This window comes from Trichocoleus sp. ST-U2 (assembly GCF_039961875.1).
Classification (GTDB): domain Bacteria; phylum Cyanobacteriota; class Cyanobacteriia; order Cyanobacteriales; family FACHB-T130; genus FACHB-T130.
The window spans coordinates 1-15,152 of record NZ_JAMPJY010000049.1 but is presented as its reverse complement, the minus strand read 5'-3'; the positions used below and the strand labels follow the sequence as shown (position 1 = coordinate 15,152).

Annotated in this window: 15 protein-coding genes and 1 tRNA gene; 8 read left to right on the top strand and 8 right to left on the bottom strand. The window is 45.7% G+C overall.

The annotated features are described in order from the left end of the window. The first annotated feature begins 247 nt into the window (after positions 1 to 247). A complete protein-coding gene (locus tag NC996_RS23525; protein WP_190686719.1) occupies positions 248 to 3,232 on the top strand; it encodes an EAL domain-containing protein in 2,985 nt (994 codons plus the stop codon). Positions 3,233 to 3,273: 41 nt separating this feature from the next. Here NC996_RS23525 and NC996_RS23520 read toward each other — a convergent pair whose 3' ends face one another. The 5 genes from NC996_RS23520 to NC996_RS23500 all read right to left on the bottom strand — a co-directional run bounded on the left by NC996_RS23520 (position 3,274) and on the right by NC996_RS23500 (position 7,837). Further along, the gene (locus NC996_RS23520) at positions 3,274 to 4,449 is read right to left on the bottom strand and encodes a patatin-like phospholipase family protein (protein ID WP_190686716.1); all 1,176 of its coding nucleotides are present in this window, start codon (positions 4,447 to 4,449) and stop codon (positions 3,274 to 3,276) included. Positions 4,450 to 4,521: 72 nt separating this feature from the next. Then, positions 4,522 to 4,893 carry a dihydroneopterin aldolase gene (folB, locus tag NC996_RS23515; protein WP_190430762.1) on the bottom strand — a complete coding sequence of 124 codons (372 nt, stop codon included), beginning with the start codon at positions 4,891 to 4,893 and terminating at the stop codon, positions 4,522 to 4,524. A 30-nt stretch (positions 4,894 to 4,923) separates the two neighbouring features. Next, positions 4,924 to 5,847, bottom strand: coding sequence for a bestrophin family ion channel (locus tag NC996_RS23510; protein ID WP_190686713.1), 924 nt, complete (start codon positions 5,845 to 5,847; stop codon positions 4,924 to 4,926). Positions 5,848 to 5,898: 51 nt separating this feature from the next. Continuing rightward, on the bottom strand, positions 5,899 to 6,279 hold the full coding sequence (locus tag NC996_RS23505; protein ID WP_190410034.1) for a group 1 truncated hemoglobin: 381 nt from the start codon (positions 6,277 to 6,279) through the stop codon (positions 5,899 to 5,901). A gap of 256 nt (positions 6,280 to 6,535) precedes the next feature. Next, positions 6,536 to 7,837, bottom strand: a complete 1,302-nt coding sequence (locus NC996_RS23500; protein WP_190686712.1) for a glutamate-5-semialdehyde dehydrogenase — start codon at positions 7,835 to 7,837, stop codon at positions 6,536 to 6,538. A 258-nt stretch (positions 7,838 to 8,095) separates the two neighbouring features. On the opposite strand from NC996_RS23500, the gene NC996_RS23495 reads away from it, so the two are divergent. Together NC996_RS23495 and NC996_RS23490 are read left to right on the top strand one after the other, a co-directional pair. Then, positions 8,096 to 8,809 (top strand): hypothetical protein, encoded by a 714-nt coding sequence (locus tag NC996_RS23495; protein ID WP_190686709.1) that lies wholly within the window; start codon positions 8,096 to 8,098, stop codon positions 8,807 to 8,809. 630 nt (positions 8,810 to 9,439) lie between these two features. Further along, a complete protein-coding gene (locus NC996_RS23490) occupies positions 9,440 to 9,673 on the top strand; it encodes a hypothetical protein (RefSeq protein ID WP_190410030.1) in 234 nt (77 codons plus the stop codon). A gap of 4 nt (positions 9,674 to 9,677) precedes the next feature. Here the strand turns inward: NC996_RS23490 and mazG are convergent, their stop codons facing one another. Next, a complete protein-coding gene (gene mazG / locus NC996_RS23485; protein WP_190686706.1) occupies positions 9,678 to 10,535 on the bottom strand; it encodes a nucleoside triphosphate pyrophosphohydrolase in 858 nt (285 codons plus the stop codon). A 28-nt stretch (positions 10,536 to 10,563) separates the two neighbouring features. Further along, complete coding sequence (locus NC996_RS23480; protein WP_190686703.1) at positions 10,564 to 11,178, bottom strand: metal-binding protein; 615 nt, start codon at positions 11,176 to 11,178, stop codon at positions 10,564 to 10,566. Positions 11,179 to 11,269: 91 nt separating this feature from the next. On the opposite strand from NC996_RS23480, the gene NC996_RS23475 reads away from it, so the two are divergent. Further along, a tRNA-Val gene (locus NC996_RS23475) sits at positions 11,270 to 11,342 on the top strand. Positions 11,343 to 11,388: 46 nt separating this feature from the next. Then, positions 11,389 to 11,592, top strand: coding sequence for a hypothetical protein (locus NC996_RS23470; RefSeq protein WP_190686700.1), 204 nt, complete (start codon positions 11,389 to 11,391; stop codon positions 11,590 to 11,592). Positions 11,593 to 11,635: 43 nt separating this feature from the next. On the opposite strand, the gene NC996_RS23465 is transcribed toward NC996_RS23470, so the two are convergent. After that, positions 11,636 to 12,349, bottom strand: a complete 714-nt coding sequence (locus tag NC996_RS23465; RefSeq protein WP_190686697.1) for a hypothetical protein — start codon at positions 12,347 to 12,349, stop codon at positions 11,636 to 11,638. 147 nt (positions 12,350 to 12,496) lie between these two features. Here NC996_RS23465 and NC996_RS23460 point away from each other — a divergent pair, with 147 nt between their 5' ends. From NC996_RS23460 to NC996_RS23450, 3 genes are all read left to right on the top strand, one after another. After that, the gene (locus NC996_RS23460; RefSeq protein WP_190686694.1) at positions 12,497 to 12,913 is read left to right on the top strand and encodes a hypothetical protein; all 417 of its coding nucleotides are present in this window, start codon (positions 12,497 to 12,499) and stop codon (positions 12,911 to 12,913) included. Then, entirely contained in the window at positions 12,897 to 13,967 is a 1,071-nt protein-coding gene (locus NC996_RS23455; protein WP_339380365.1) for a pentapeptide repeat-containing protein, read from the top strand. The genes NC996_RS23460 and NC996_RS23455 overlap by 17 nt, the downstream gene beginning before the upstream one ends. 200 nt (positions 13,968 to 14,167) lie before the next feature. Next, the gene (locus NC996_RS23450; protein ID WP_190686689.1) at positions 14,168 to 14,746 is read left to right on the top strand and encodes a Uma2 family endonuclease; all 579 of its coding nucleotides are present in this window, start codon (positions 14,168 to 14,170) and stop codon (positions 14,744 to 14,746) included. Positions 14,747 to 15,152 lie beyond the last annotated feature (406 nt).

The following is a 15,152-nucleotide window of genomic DNA, read 5'->3' as shown; positions in this document are numbered from 1 at the left end:
ATAAATTTTCTGGAAAGAGGCTCAGTTTGGAAAGGCAAAAAGGGTAAGGGACGATTCCCTTGCCTTTTGCCGTTTTTAGGGGACCTGCTTGCCAACAACTTGCCTATAACACGGTTATCCCTCCCTAGAGGGTTGAGAAGCATTAAGAAATTAAAATGATCCTTAAAAAAAAGGCAAAATAAGAAAACAAAGGTTAATAAAACGGGTTTGCATCCTACTGTGTCCAACCTGTCGAAAGCATTTATGAATGATCGAACCAAAACGGCCTGCGAATCAAGCAGTTAAGCTGGATACGAATTATCACCCTCGTATCTTTGATAAGAATATAAGCTTCGTGCCGCGTCAGATTAGCCCAAAACAATCCGAAGCACTGCGAATCATCGCTCGTCAGGTTGCGGCTCAACAAGAACTACGCCGTGGTTTGAACCGCTTAACCCGTGCCCCCCAATCGCACCCACGAGGGGAAGAACAGCAGGAGCGTTTCTTTACGCTCTCTGAGGAGCGCCTGCGCCTACTAGAATCCATTGTTATCAATGCAAATGACGCGATTGTCATTACAGAAGCTGAGCCATTGGAAGAGCCGGTTGGCCCCAGAATTGTCTATGTAAATCAGACCTTCACCCAAATGACCGGCTATCAACCGGAAGAGGTAATCGGTAAGACTCCCCGGTTGTTGCAAGGGCCGAAAACTGAGCGATCGCAACTCGATAAAATTCGTCAAGCTTTGTCACGATGGGAGCCGGTCAGAGTCGAGTTGATTAACTACCGTAAAGACGGTTCCGATTTTTGGGTAGAACTGAATATCTTACCCCTGGCAGATAGTACGGGTTGGTTTACCCATTTGCTGGCGGTGCAACGAGATATTACCGAACGCAAAGCTGCTGAGTACGAACTAAAATCCCATGCGCGGGCTTCAGCAGTCGTGGCGCAACTGGGGCAAGGGGCGCTCTCTGGCACCAATCTAGATACGCTGATGCAAGAAGCTGTGAAGCTGGTTGCCCAAACCCTGGAAGTGCCCTATTGCCAGGTTCTGGAACTGATGCCGGGAGGCAATGCTTTGTTCATGCGAGCGGGCGTTGGTTGGCAGGAAGGGTTGGTGGGTTCGGCAATCATCGGTGCCCACGATCGTTCCCAGGCAGGATATACCTTGCTGACGGGGAAGCCAGTGATTGTGGAAGACCTCCGGATCGAAACGCGGTTTTCTGGAACGCCACTGCTGCACAACCACCGCGCGATCGCTGGCATGAGTGTGATTATTCATAGTCAGGGGAACCCGTTCGGTGTTTTGAGCGTTCACACCCCTAACTACCGAAGGTTTACGGAAGACGAAGTTCATTTTTTGCAAGCGGTTGCGAATGTCTTGGCAACGGCGAACGAACGCCATCTGGCGGAAGAGGCGCTGCGGGAAAGCGAAGAGCGGTATGCGCTGGCAGTTCGCGGGAGTAATGAAGGTTTGTGGGATTGGAACCTGAAAGCGGAAACCTTCTATTTTTCGCCGCGATGGAAATCGATGTTGGGTTGCCAAGAGGATGAAATTGGCGACAGCCCAGAGGAGTGGTTTAACCGCGTACATCCAGAAGACTTGGAGCGAGTCAAAAGCGCGATCGCTGCCCATCTAGAAGGGTTGACTCACCACTTCGAGAAGGAATATCGGATGTTACATAAAGATCAAACCTATCGATGGATGCTTTGTCGAGGAATGGCGATTCGAGATGCCAATGACAAAGCCTACCGGATGGCAGGATCGCAGACGGATATTACCGACCGCAAGGTGGCTGAGGAACATCTCATCTATGATGCATTTCACGATCCGCTGACAGGTTTGCCCAATCGAGCCTTATTTATGGAGCGACTGTCCCAGGCGATCGCGCGAACCAGAAGACAGCCAGAATATCTGTTTGCCGTCTTATTTCTAGATCTCGATCGCTTCAAAGTCGTCAATGATAGCCTCGGTCATGTCATCGGAGACCAGCTGCTGATTGCGTTAGCAAAGCGACTGCAAAGTAGCGTCGCTTCTTGCCTGCAAGCCTCTGTGTGTGGCAGCAATACTGTGGCACGGCTGGGGGGCGATGAATTCGTCATCCTCTTAGAAGAAATTCAAGATATCGACGTTGTAGAAGCGATCGCCAAAAGCATCCAAAAAGACCTCCGGCATCCTTTCAACCTAGACAGACACGAAGTCGTTGTGACAGCCAGCATTGGCATTACCTTAAGTGCAATCGAGCAACGAGGTTCATCAGGCACTTACAAAACTTGCCCCTACCCCGGAGACATTCTGCGTGACGCCGACATCGCCTTATATCAAGCCAAGGCACTAGGCAAAGCCCGTTACGAAGTTTTTACCACCGCTATGCACACTCATGCGGTGGCTCGCTTGCAACTAGAAAACGATCTCAGACAAGCCCTAGCCAGAACTGAGGTAAAAGACCGGCTTCAAACAAAAACTGTCAATTCTTCTGGTTACTCTTCACTCAGTCGTGAGTCCGCATCCTTCAGTCATTCTTTCCTGCTTCACTATCAGCCCATTGTCTGCTTCATGACTGGCAGAATTACTGGTTTCGAGGCACTGGTACGCTTGTCTCACCCGTTTCGCGGCTTGATTTCCCCAGTTGATTTTATCCCGATCGCAGAAGAAACAGGTTTAATTATCCCCTTGGGAGCGTGGGTTCTGCGCGAAGCCTGCCGTCAAATGCGGCTTTGGCAACAAGAATTTCCCGACTTGGCACCATTAACCATCAGCGTTAATCTTTCCGGCAGACAGTTTTCAAAACCTAATTTAGTCGAGCAAATTCAGCAAATTCTCCAAGAAACCGAGTTACCAGCGCCAAGTCTAAAACTGGAAATTACCGAAAGTGTGGTGATGGAAAATGCTGCCGCCGCTACGGCTAGTTTAGAGCAACTAAACAACTCCGGAATTCAACTTAGTATTGATGACTTCGGAACCGGCTATTCTTCTTTGAGCTATTTGCACCACTTTCCGCTCAATACTCTGAAGATTGACCGCTCCTTTGTTAGCCGGATGGATGCAGGCGAAAATTCTGAGATTGTAAAAACGATTGTTACGCTGGCTCATCATCTGGGATTAGATGTGATCGCAGAAGGTGTAGAAACGGCGGCTCAGATGGAACAACTGCGATCGCTACGCTGCGAAGCTGGGCAAGGATTCTTCTTTTCCAAGCCACTAGATAGCGAATCTGCTAGAGCATTAATCGCCGCAATGCCCCAATGGTAAGACCATTCAAAATCATCTTATTTTTAATTTTTCTGAGTCTGCTAACTATTTATAAAATCCCTCAACGATCTTTGCACTTGTGGTAGGTTGATGTAGACTTTGGCGGCTTCAATTAGATTCATGACATTTGCCGGACTCGCATCATCGATATCGTCACTCAATCGTTTCCCAGTCAACTTGCTATCGAGTTTAAATTGCAAGCGCAAGTAACGACTATCCTCATCAATCACCTGTTTAGCAATGTAACTATTAATATCTGACGAAGCATCAAAAATTACATCAAGAATCGGGAGTGCCCACTGAATCGCACCCCATTGTTGGGCACTTTCAAGCGGAATTGCGCGGGTAAGACTTCCCGTACCGAGGGATAAAACTGAAATTTCGTGGGGTTTATAACCTAACCGCAGGGCTTCAGCGATCGCGCAAGCGGTAGGATTATTTGCCCCAACACCGCCGTCAATCACCGAGTATACGTTAGTAATTCGGTAAGCCGAGGTATTATTAGGCACTACGTTCCACGGCTCATCCACAAGTGCCATCCGAGTCCCGCCTCTGTAACCAATGATGCTACGAATCTGACCGCGTCCCGCCCCGCCGATGATTTCAATTTGCATTTGATTGTAATCACCATTATCTTCTGCGGCTTCTTGCCCTAACGTAATCGAGTTTGTATCTCCGCCTTGGGCAATCCCTTCTTCTTTTTTATCCAGTCTATAGGCAGGAAAAAAAGTTGGGGCAGAAGCAGAACAGAGACAGGCTTCCCATAAGGGAAGTTCAGCAAATATTTTGCGCCAGCTTTTAAAAATAATCGGTTCTCGCTTAATTGTGTCGTAGGCAGTAATTAAGAGCTTTGTTGAAGTAATATCCGACAGTTTTTTGTATTTAAATTCTTCTTTGAGAGACTCAATCAAACCTTTATTTGAGTATTTGGGGGCAGAAGGGCCGTACTGAAGAAGCAACCCGACCCGTTGCGCCGACCAAAGATTTCGGTAGGGAAAGATTCGAGTTCCTTTGTTCTGGTACACATCCACAATGTCCTGGGCTGTGCGATCGCTAGCAATCGACGCCGCCAAAATTGACCCGGTAGAGGTTCCTGCAATTAAGTGGAAGTATTGGCTTAAGGGCTGACCGATAATTTTCTCAATCTCTGTCAGCATCGTTGCCGAAATGACACCCCGGATACCGCCCCCGTCAAAGCTCAAAATGCGAAAAGTCACGCTTGTTTCCCCACAAAAAATTGCTGTCAAATCTAATCGCTAATTGCTCATCCTTCCTTGTTTACGGGTCTTCTATCCATTGCCCTTTTGATTCGTCCTCGTGATGTCAATTGTAATTTTGCCGCCAAAGTCTGGAATCGGTGCGCCCGGTTTCGTTAACCGCACTTGGACTTGTGACACTTGCTTGAATTCTAAGATGGCATCTGCGATCGCGCTGATTAACTTTTCTACGAGGGCGAACTTAGCTGTTTTTACCAAATCCTTCACTGTCGAAATCACCGCACGGTAATCCAGAGTGTCTTCTATGGCGTCGCTGATGCCTGCTGGTGCCAAATCTAGCCACAAAGTTACGTCTACTTCAAACCATTGCCCCAATACCTGTTCTTCTGGTAAGTAACCAGTGTAGCCGTAGCAGCGAATTCCTGTTAGCTGAATGCTATCCATTTTGTCAAAAACTTTAATTTCCTTGCTACTTCAAACCTGAGGAGCCAAAATTTCTCCTAAACTTTGCTCTGGTATCTTCGTTAAATCTTCAAGATTCTCAATGATTGTGGTGCAAATATCATCTAATGGTAAATCATTCGGATCTCGTCCAAAAGGATTTTCAATTTCATTACCGATTTCTTCAATCCCAAATAAAATAAAACTAATTATACCGACAACTAGCCCTGTCCACCAGCCGGAAGTATCGACAAGTTGAAAAGGTAGCGCAAAGCCATAGATTAGCAACAGTCGCTTTAGGTAAATCGCATAAGCTAAAGGAATGGGGGTTTTTAAAATGCGTTCGCAGCCAGTTAAAGCTTCTACCATTTGATCTAGCAATCCATTCATTGCAGCTAACTGATTATTATTTAAGGAGTTCCGCTCGTGTTGCTGCTGTAGGTAATCCCCAATCCAAAATGCTATCTTTAGCGGAGGGTTTTTAACGCTTTTGAGCTGAAGAAATTGCGATGGAGTTACTATCTCTTCTAACTCGTTGTTTAAAGCCTCTTGTCGCAACTGTAATTTAGTTGCGATCGCAAAAGCTCCTAATAACCGCATCGCTGTTGCTTTATCCTCTCTATCTGTTGATTCTCGTTCCGCAACCGATACTTGAATTTGCCGCGCTAAATTGCGGACGTTCACCACCAAAAGCCCCCAGGATTTGCGCCCTTCCCAAAACCGCTCGTAAGCCGTATTTGTCCGGAAAACCAATAATAAGCCTAAAACCAGATTATAAACAACATTAGTAACCAGATTATCTAAAAGGTTTCCAGCAATCGGTAATTTAAAATAATCGAGAATAGAAACGAAAAAACCAAACCCTCCACACAAAAGAACGCGGGGAAAAATAGTCGGTGCGACCGATCCCCTCAACTGTAAAGCCATTGCAAACCAGTTTTTATTCTCAATCGTCATGCTGCTGTTTATTCACTGAAGCAGAAAAAGATTAAATCATCGTTATCGCCTTCATTCAACAATATCTTGCCGAGTGCTGGCAACGATATCAAATAGCTCTTTCTGCTCTGTCTGAGGAACTTCAAACTTATCTAAACTTTGTTGAAAATCCGCCAGAAATACTTCCCACTCTTCAGGAGAAATTTTCAGATGAACATGAGAATCGTGCATTGAACGACCCGTATATTGTTGCGGGCCACCTGTCGCCCAGCAAACCATTTCTGTAACCAGATACTTGAAACCTGCTTTTGACACTCGGTGATGTGCTTCATCTACGAGAGGATTTGCATTCAATTTCGGGTCAACCATGATTCTGTCAATGAAATCATCGACTACGGCTGCAATATTGTAAACACCGCCCAGGCGTTCATAAAGTGATAGTTGTGAGTTCATAATGGCTTCTTCTTGAATTAAATAATTCCTGAATTCTCCTTGGCAACTGGCAAAGTTAGCGATCGCTCGGTAAGCATTTTAAGGTTTTAAAAAACCTCAATCCTACTTTAAAGTACACCCCAGCACTCGCGAATAAAATTTTTCCTGGGCTTCTGTTGGAAAAATTTATCTTCGACCTTCACTGGGCTGCTTTCGGGGGTGAGAAAATTTAGGGAGATTCTCCGCCGAGTATTTCTACTACACCTAGATTCGGTGTCTACAAATCTCGATGAGTAAAGAGTTTGGCATCTGCACCGCTGTAGGTGGCAGCAATATGCCCATCGCCTGCGATTTGATATTTGTATGTCACCAGTCCTTCTAAGCCTACAGGGCCGCGAGGAGGCATCATTTGAGTACTGATTCCCACTTCTGCGCCTAATCCGTAACGGAAGCCATCGGCAAAGCGAGTTGAACAGTTATGAAAGACTCCAGCAGCATTGACTTGTGCCAGAAAATTAGTGGCAGCAGCAGTATCTTCTGTCACGATGGCATCAGTATGCCGAGAACCGTAGGTATTAATATGGTCAATCGCTTCTGAGAGAGAATCCACAATTTTGATTGAGAGAATTAAATCGCTGTATTCTGTCGCCCAGTCGGCTTCAGTCGCCTGTGTAATGTTCAGAATTTCGCAGGTGCTTTCATCTCCGCGCAATTCTACATTTTTTGATTGCAAAGTATTCGCAACTTGGGGTAAAAATTCCGATGCGATCGCTTGATGCACTAGCAGAGTCTCCACAGCGTTGCAGGCGGCTGGGTAATGGGTTTTGGCATCTACGGTAATCGAGATAGCTTTTTGCAGATCCGCCGCTTTGTCCACATAGACGTGACAAATCCCTTCCGCATGACCCAAAACAGGAATCCGAGTATTTTCTTGCACAAAACGGACAAAAGAGTTAGAACCTCTAGGAATAATTAAATCTACAAATTGATCTAATTTCAGCAGTTCTAAGGTTTCCTCTCTCGTTGTCAGCAATTGCACTACATCTGGATTTACTTCAGTCTTCGCTAATCCCTGGCGAATCGCTTTCACCAGCGCTTCACAAGAACGCACCGCTTCCTGTCCGCATTTGAGGATAACACCGTTGCCAGATTTGATGGCAAGAGTGGAAATTTGCATCACTGCATCGGGACGCGCTTCAAAAATCACTCCCAGAACGCCTAGAGGACAGGTAACGCGCTTGAGAATTAATCCCTCATCCAGTTCCCGGTGAACCTGCACTGCGCCCACGGGATCGGGCAGACGCCCCACATCTCGCACCCCCGCGATCGCTGCTTTTAGCTTTGTTTCATCTAACTTCAAGCGGGCGTAAAGCGGTTTAGGGATTCCTGCCGTCTCCGCTGCCTTGCAATCCGCCGCATTCGCCGCCACAATCTCTGGTGTTGCGGCTTCTAGCGATCGCGCGATCGCTTCAATCGCTTGGTTTTTCGCCTCTGTGGACAACACTGCCAAGCTTCGCGCTGCTTGACGAGTTTTTTGAGCGATCGCACTTAAGGACATGGAAGCAATCTGGGAAGTCATGGCTCTGAATCAAACGCCTACGTTCAAGCCAAAGTTTAGCAAAATGTGGCTTCTGTTTAAATTCTAATAGATGGGATGCCTGAGTTTAAATCGGATGAACCTAAGGCTAGAGATAGGTTTACTACTTTTTAATTGATTTATAAATTAAATTTATTAGCTCGATTTTAGCTCATTTTAATAAATTCTTAATTGTTGTTTGTAAAATATATAAGTAGTATGAAAATAAAATTTTCAGAAAAATTACAAAATATAACTTAAATGAGTATACATCAAAAAAAACTGTTAGTTTCTGCTAGCCCACCCGCAGATAAACAGTTGCAATCTAGACAACAGTTACGGATTGATTTGGCTCAAGAGTGCCAAAAATCCCAGCAGTTACGAGCTGATGGCGTTAAAAAGCGCCAAAAATCCCAGCAGTTGCTAGCTAATTTGCCTAAAACCTGTCAAAAATTACAGCAATTGTTGGCTAATAGTGCTGAAGAGTGCCAAAAGTCGCAGCAGTTACGGGCTAGTTCAACTAGAAGTGTTCCGGTCGAGCTGTTAGACATTGATTTAGACATTGATTTAGATGAACGCCTCCCCGCGATAGACTTGCCCTTAGATTCATTAGAGTATTTCGACGCGCTTGTGCAATCGCAGTCTGACGTAGAGACTCGTCTGCAAATGGTAGATCGATTGCAGTTAGACTTAGTAGAAAGTTTGCGATCGCTTGAGGACTCCCTTCAGCAATTTCCACTTGATTTAGGTAAATCTCTGCTGAAAGAAGAGCTGTTGATAGAAAATCAGCAGCTAGATGTCTTAGATAGAGATATCCTCCAAGAGTCTTCCGATAGCCCTGAGTGCGGAGAAATTGTAAAAGTTATTGACAAATTTCTTGCTCAATATTTAAGCGGAGATTACTCAGAAGATGATGAATCTACCGCCAGCGATACTCAAAGAGTATCGCTGGCGGCGATTAAATTTTTTATTTAGTTTCATCCCCATAAACCCGGTTTCTTCGAGAAAGCGGGTTTTTCATTTCAATGGTTCTATCTTTTGGTAGATGAATTTCTGAAATTTTCCGAAACTACTGTGACAAACCGTGTATCTAGCGAGTATTTGGTCAACCAATACCGCTGCTCCTTCTTCAGGGAGATGCATTATGTCACTCGAAGCCGGATTTGACGCGCTCAAACAAGGACGATATCAAGAGGCAGTTCGGTTGCTCAAGCAATACTGCCATTGTTCCGATGCTCACGCCAAGACTACCTGAGAGGTTTGATGGGGCTAGCGAAAGCCTATCAAGGTAGCGGAGAGACCCAAAAAGCGATCGCGCTTGGTTTTGTCTTCCCATCCCTGTTCTAAATTTCGGAAATTTTCTTCATCCAACCTGTAGTTTCAAAAAGGCCGAACACTGCAAGCGCACGGTTCGCCTTCTTCTTGGTGCTGAGGAACTCAAACCGGCAAACCAGGTGCTAGAAAATTTCATCGCAAATTTATATAAGTATTGTTTTCCTATGAAGAGTATATGAAGTTACATAGATTCAGTATTTTGACGGAAGATAATCGAATCCAATGACCTCTAAGTTAAGTAAAGAACAGTCAGGAAGTGGGCTTCAGAAAATGAGTGCAGTTTCAAAAAATGGGTGGGATTCCTGGAGAATGGCATCAATCGCGATCGCTCGGAATTCAAGAGCATTGGAACAGCTATCGGAGAAACTGACTTCAAAGTACACAGATTCAGAGATGGCTGGGATATGGCGGCAGGCACGGTTGGTGCTAGCAGAAGAAGATGAGTGCTGGCTGGAAGAAGAACTGTATCGCATCCTGATTCAGGATTCCCAAATCGCAGCTTAAAAATTTAGCGTTCCTGGTTTAATTCGCCCGAAGCTGCTAACTGAGCTTTCGCTTGTTGCCAAAGCGTTTCCAACTCATCTAATGTGTAATCAGAGAGGGGACGGTCGGCAAAAGCCTCCATTTTTTTCAGACGCTGAATAAATCGCTGATTTGTTCCCTGTAAAGCTTCTGAAGGATCGAGATCGTACCAACGGGCAAGATTAATCACCGTAAATAATAAATCTCCCAGTTCCGCTTGCTGATGGGCTTCGTCTTCCTGTTGCAGGGCCTCTTCAAATTCTGCTAACTCTTCGTGAAACTTCGCCCACACGCCCTCAATATTTTCCCACTCAAACCCAGCCGCCGCCGCCTTTTGAGATATCTTCATCCCCGCCATCAGTGGCGGCAATGTGCGGGAATAACGAGTCAGTTTGCGACTTAGCTGTTGCGCGTCTTGAGTCGTTTCTCCTTTTTCTGCGGCTTTGATCTTCTGCCAATTTTCGTGGACTTCCTCCGCACTTTCGACTTCAACCTCTCCAAAGACGTGAGGATGACGGCGGATCAGCTTTTGAGTAAGCCCCTGAACGACATCGGTTAAGCTAAATTGCCCGGATTCGCTGGCAATCTGCGCTTGCAGCACCACTTGTAGCAATAAGTCCCCCAGTTCTTCAGCGATCGCATCTTTATCCCCAGTGCGAATCGCATCTACGACTTCATAAGCTTCTTCGATTACATACGGGGTAAGCGTTTGGGGAGTCTGCGCTAAATCCCAAGGGCAACCCCCATTCGGCGATCGCAACTGGGCAACAACCTCAATTAACTGTTGCAGCGCTTCTAGTGCAGTTTGAGGCATGGGATGAGCAGATTCTGGGAAATTTGACATAAACGAAAATTCAGTTTGCCTTTCGATCTTACCTTTGCGTCCTCTGCGTCTTGGCGGTTGGTTTCTTGACTCTACGCCGACTCACTTTGCCGGTTCGCTTCCGAGTCTTCACTCGCTTAGGCATCACCGCCTTCAATCCACTTTTTTTAAACCGCTTGTAGGCAGAACCCCCCCAGTCACTGAACGAGTGACTCATTGCACCCAATTCCAAACCGACAAACAGCGCCATCCATTCAGCCGGGTATTGAGTCAGCGATCTCTCTACTTGATTCGCTATCACCTGCCAAGTCCACCCGACACCCCAGACTAGTTGTAGCATCCCCAATATCAACAATCCCACGAGAAAGAGCCAGCAGGAGAGATAAAGCGATCGCACGATTGTCCCAATTGCCAACCCGTGGGAAAAAACCGAGCGGTGACGTAAACTCTTCTGGTAGGGTATCCAAATCCACCGCAACCAACCCCAGCGCTGATAAGGACGGGAGTTTAGATCCAAGTCTGGGCTAAACATCAGCCCGCTGAATAAAAATCCTCCGGAAACAATTAACGTCAGATCGCCACTGCGAGTCAGCCCGAACGTCATGCCCGCCACCCAAGGCAGGCACCATAAAGTAATGCGATCGTGCGTCCGACCAGAGGGCATCCGTTAAAATTTGAGATTTTTTAAAATTTATTCTGTTTGAATAGTAGCAGCAGCAGCGTAATCTGCTATTATCTAAAAAGTGTCTGAATTTGGGCGGTTAGCTCAGTTGGTAGAGCGCCTGCCTTACAAGCAGGATGTCACTGGTTCGAGTCCAGTACTGCCCATTAAAAATTGTATAGTGACTAACTCTCTGTCATTGGCGACAGATTAATGTCATTTAGCCGAATTCAGCTTCATCCAGATTCATTTGGAGAAGGGAAGGTATGCGAGCATCTCGGAACCACAATAGCACATTATGGAGCCGAACGATTGGGGTCGCCTGTTGTGCTATCTTCGAGCGATCGCGAAGTGTGCGCGAAGCGCGATCGCATTTATCAACTTTTGCGGGAGAACCTCAGAATCTTTGAGCGGTAAATGAGTCGATATTTCTATCCAAACATAAGGAAGGGTTCATCTCTTAAACTTCAGATTGATAGCTTATAAGATTACCATCATCATCTGAGGTTAAGACCAATAACACAGAGCCATTGAGAGGCTTAGGAGCAAGAGGGTATCGGTTTTTAGTTTTGTAGTGTTTAGAGCCAATTTGGTCAGTGTAAAATTCTGCTACCCAATTATTTACTGTGACTACTAAATTTAGTATCTCATCATTCTGAATTTCCTTTTGCTTAGACATTCTTTTGAAAAAATTTGTAGATATCTTAGCATCAACTTGGGCAAACGAAACATGCACTCCCTCATCTGGATTTATTGCCATTGCCCATACTCCGTTCAATATCCTTGATGCTCGTTCTCTAGCCCTGATATATGTGGGATGAATTTTGGGATGATAAGGTTTGTCTGGTTTCGGACGGTAACAAAACACCTCAAAGCCGGAACAAATTACAGCTGAAGATCTATTATGAAGATTTAGTTCTATCAGCATTTCTTCAAATTTTGAATCCTCAAATCCGATTACCTCAACATAGGTTTTATTAGTATTAAAATCGACTTTGTAGATACGAAACATTAGAATAGGTTGACCTTGCCACACAATAAGTCCTATTTCATCGCTTCTGAGTATTTCACCAATGAATAAAGACAGGTGATGAATGAATCCTTTCAGGGGATTAGAGTCTATCTTTATGCTATAAGCCCATTTAATATCAGATACTTTAATTGCTCCAGCCAAAATTCACAGTCTCCTTAAAACAAATCTTAGTAGCGCTCTATTGCTGAAAATGTGTAGTATTATATGATACAATACTGATTACCGTTATGGACTCAAAAGTAATGAGCGCAGGCAGGCTAAACTGAAAAAGAATTTTCGGTCGTCCTCATGTCTTCCCCACAGACTCCATCTAAGTCTCCTGCATCCAAGATACAACTGACACCACGCGAAAAGGCAGAGAAAGTCCTAGCAGCAGTCTTTGACCCGGTAGATGTCATCGGCAAGGCTGTGATGGGCGACCTGTGGAAGACTTTTTACGAGTCGGTACAGGATGCGATCGCGCTTAGTCTGTTACTCCAGATTCCGAGTTTGATTGGAAAATGGATTTTGGGTAAAGAGTTCTCAGGGTTTGATGTATGTATGCGGGAAAGTCCATTTGGGGTTAACCGCTACGCCTGTTTCATTATTGTTACTTCCGACCTTTGCCTTTGGATTGTTCTGGCAGGTCGGGTCATAAGCCGTTTTCTGTCAGACCTTAATCAACTTCTTGCAAAGAAGGGAGGTCAACGTGTCGGCAAACCCTAATTCATCGATGCTTGCAGAACTTCAAGCTAGCTTGAAATCACTACTCAGGCAGGTGTCCTTCATTTTTCTAGGGTTCGTAGTTTTGCTGCTAGTAACCGGAGGTAATCTACCATTCTCTTGGTTAGTTACATATATTGTCATTGGAGTTCTTTTTGTTGCCTGGGATGAGTACAGACGTAATTTTCACTATTCAGAACCAAGTGAAAAGCTTGTTGAGCTAGCTGAAGAAGAATCAAATCAGCAGTCACAACGTTTAATAACTAAAGATTTTCAACTGGCAATACTCCGGCGAAGTATCCGTGAATGGAATGCCTGGAGGCAAGAAGCACCGATAGAGATTCACCTCAGCGGAGCTAATCTTCGTGCAACTGACCTCGTTGGGGCTGACCTCGCTGGGGCTGACTTTCGCGGAGCCAACCTTCGTGGGGCTAATCTTGGTGAGGCTGACCTCCAAGATGCTGACTTTCGAGACGCCCAGCTTAGCAGAACAAACTTTCACGGAGCCAACCTCACTGGAGCCAACTTTAGTAGAGCTAACTTGAGTGAAGCAAACTTTAGCGAAGCAAACCTTAGCGAAGCAAACTTCAGCAGAGCGCATCTCGGCGGAGCTAATTTTAGCGAAGCAAACCTTAATGAAGTCAACTTCAGCAGATCTCACCTCAGCGAGGTTAACTTCAGCAGATCCCATCTCAATGAGTCTAATTTTATTGGGGCTGACCTCAGTGGGGCTGACCTCAGTGGAGCAGACTTCAGCGGAGCCAACTTTCTTGGGGCTGATCTCAGCGGAGCTAATCTTCATGAGACTAACCTTAGCGGAGCCAACCTTTATAGGGCTGATCTCTGTGGAAGTAATCTGCTGAAGACTATCCTTAGCTACGCTAACCTTATCGGGACTAACCTTAGCGAGGCTGAATTCACCAGCATTGTTGTAGAAAACGCTATCTTTGGGGACAACCGTGGCTTAACAGAACAAGACAAAGCCGATCTACATGCGCGTGGAGCTATTTTTCGGAACTTCCCTGACTCAGATATTCCGGCTTCCGTGAGAAGGTAACATAAAAGTCTCTACATTCTTGGCGATCGCTCATTCACTCCCAACTTCGACCGCATCGCTTGCCACGCCTCAATCTGCTGGTGTAATTGCTGTTCGGGCGAGCGCCTCTAGCAGGATGAGAGAGTGCGATCTAGCACCTGATACGACGACCTCTCCAACCAGAAGATACAATAAAATCTTGATCGCTGGAGGTGAACGTGATGCCCCCACTACTCGACAAAACAACCGACCAACGCATTATCCATCAGGGAACTTGGGAACAGTTCAAGTTCATCCAAAAGGGCTTTGAGGGTTCTCCTGGGGTGCGGCTGTTTTACTATGACGGGACGATCGAGATTCTTATGCCGGGACGCGAACATGAAATTTTTGCCAGTATCATTGGTTACTTGGTGACTACCTTTCTTGCAGAAAAGGGCATTTTCTTTCAGCCAACTCGGTCGATGACTCAGGAAAAAGAAGGAGTTGTCTCCGCTCAAGCAGACGAGTCATACTGCATTGAGAGCGTAAAATCGATTCCAGATTTGTCGATTGAAGTTGTCTTTACCAGTGGAGGCATCAGCAAATTAGAACGTTATAAAGCTTTGGGCGTTCCAGAGGTTTGGTTTTGGGAAGATGGATTGCTGAAGCTTTATCATCTTCGAGACAGCAGCTATGAATCCATTGAGAGCAGCCAGCTACCCGGACTCAGCGAACTCGATCCTGATTTGCTCAGACGCTGTATTTTGATGGCAGAAACTGACGCCGGAGAAGCAATTAGAGCATTCCGCCGAGAGATATAGCCTCAAGTAGATTATGCAGATTGTTGTATCGCCATCGTGATTTCTTCTTAAGAGTTACATCCACCCAGCGCCAGCTTACAAAAACGATGCGATCGCGTTTTGCATCAGGTAAGGGCGCGATCGCTTTTTGCCTGATGAGTGCGATCGCATTTAACCCAGCATGGGAACGGCAGTATTCATCGGTTGAGGGCGAGGAAAGCTAATTTTAGAGACTGCTGAAGATTGCGATCGCAATCTGGCATCGCGATTAATTTACAATAATAGACTTAATCGGAAATAGAGTAGTTTAGAAGTGAAGGGTTGTTGCTCGAAGACCGAGGTGTTTACGATGTTGAGCTACGGCGCTATCCACAATAAACCTCATGTGTTTCAAAGCTTGACTGGACTCAAAGTAGAAGAATTTGAG

Coding starts and splice junctions, on each gene's coding strand:
- NC996_RS23525 (WP_190686719.1), top strand. CDS start 248: ATGATCGAACCAAAACGGCCTGCGAATCAAGCAGTTAAGCTGGATACG.
- folB (WP_190430762.1), bottom strand. CDS start 4,893: ATGGATAGCATTCAGCTAACAGGAATTCGCTGCTACGGCTACACTGGT.
- NC996_RS23510 (WP_190686713.1), bottom strand. CDS start 5,847: ATGACGATTGAGAATAAAAACTGGTTTGCAATGGCTTTACAGTTGAGG.
- NC996_RS23505 (WP_190410034.1), bottom strand. CDS start 6,279: ATGAACTCACAACTATCACTTTATGAACGCCTGGGCGGTGTTTACAAT.
- NC996_RS23500 (WP_190686712.1), bottom strand. CDS start 7,837: ATGACTTCCCAGATTGCTTCCATGTCCTTAAGTGCGATCGCTCAAAAA.
- NC996_RS23495 (WP_190686709.1), top strand. CDS start 8,096: ATGAGTATACATCAAAAAAAACTGTTAGTTTCTGCTAGCCCACCCGCA.
- NC996_RS23490 (WP_190410030.1), top strand. CDS start 9,440: ATGAGTGCAGTTTCAAAAAATGGGTGGGATTCCTGGAGAATGGCATCA.
- mazG (WP_190686706.1), bottom strand. CDS start 10,535: ATGTCAAATTTCCCAGAATCTGCTCATCCCATGCCTCAAACTGCACTA.
- NC996_RS23480 (WP_190686703.1), bottom strand. CDS start 11,178: ATGCCCTCTGGTCGGACGCACGATCGCATTACTTTATGGTGCCTGCCT.
- NC996_RS23470 (WP_190686700.1), top strand. CDS start 11,389: ATGTCATTTAGCCGAATTCAGCTTCATCCAGATTCATTTGGAGAAGGG.
- NC996_RS23460 (WP_190686694.1), top strand. CDS start 12,497: ATGTCTTCCCCACAGACTCCATCTAAGTCTCCTGCATCCAAGATACAA.
- NC996_RS23450 (WP_190686689.1), top strand. CDS start 14,168: ATGCCCCCACTACTCGACAAAACAACCGACCAACGCATTATCCATCAG.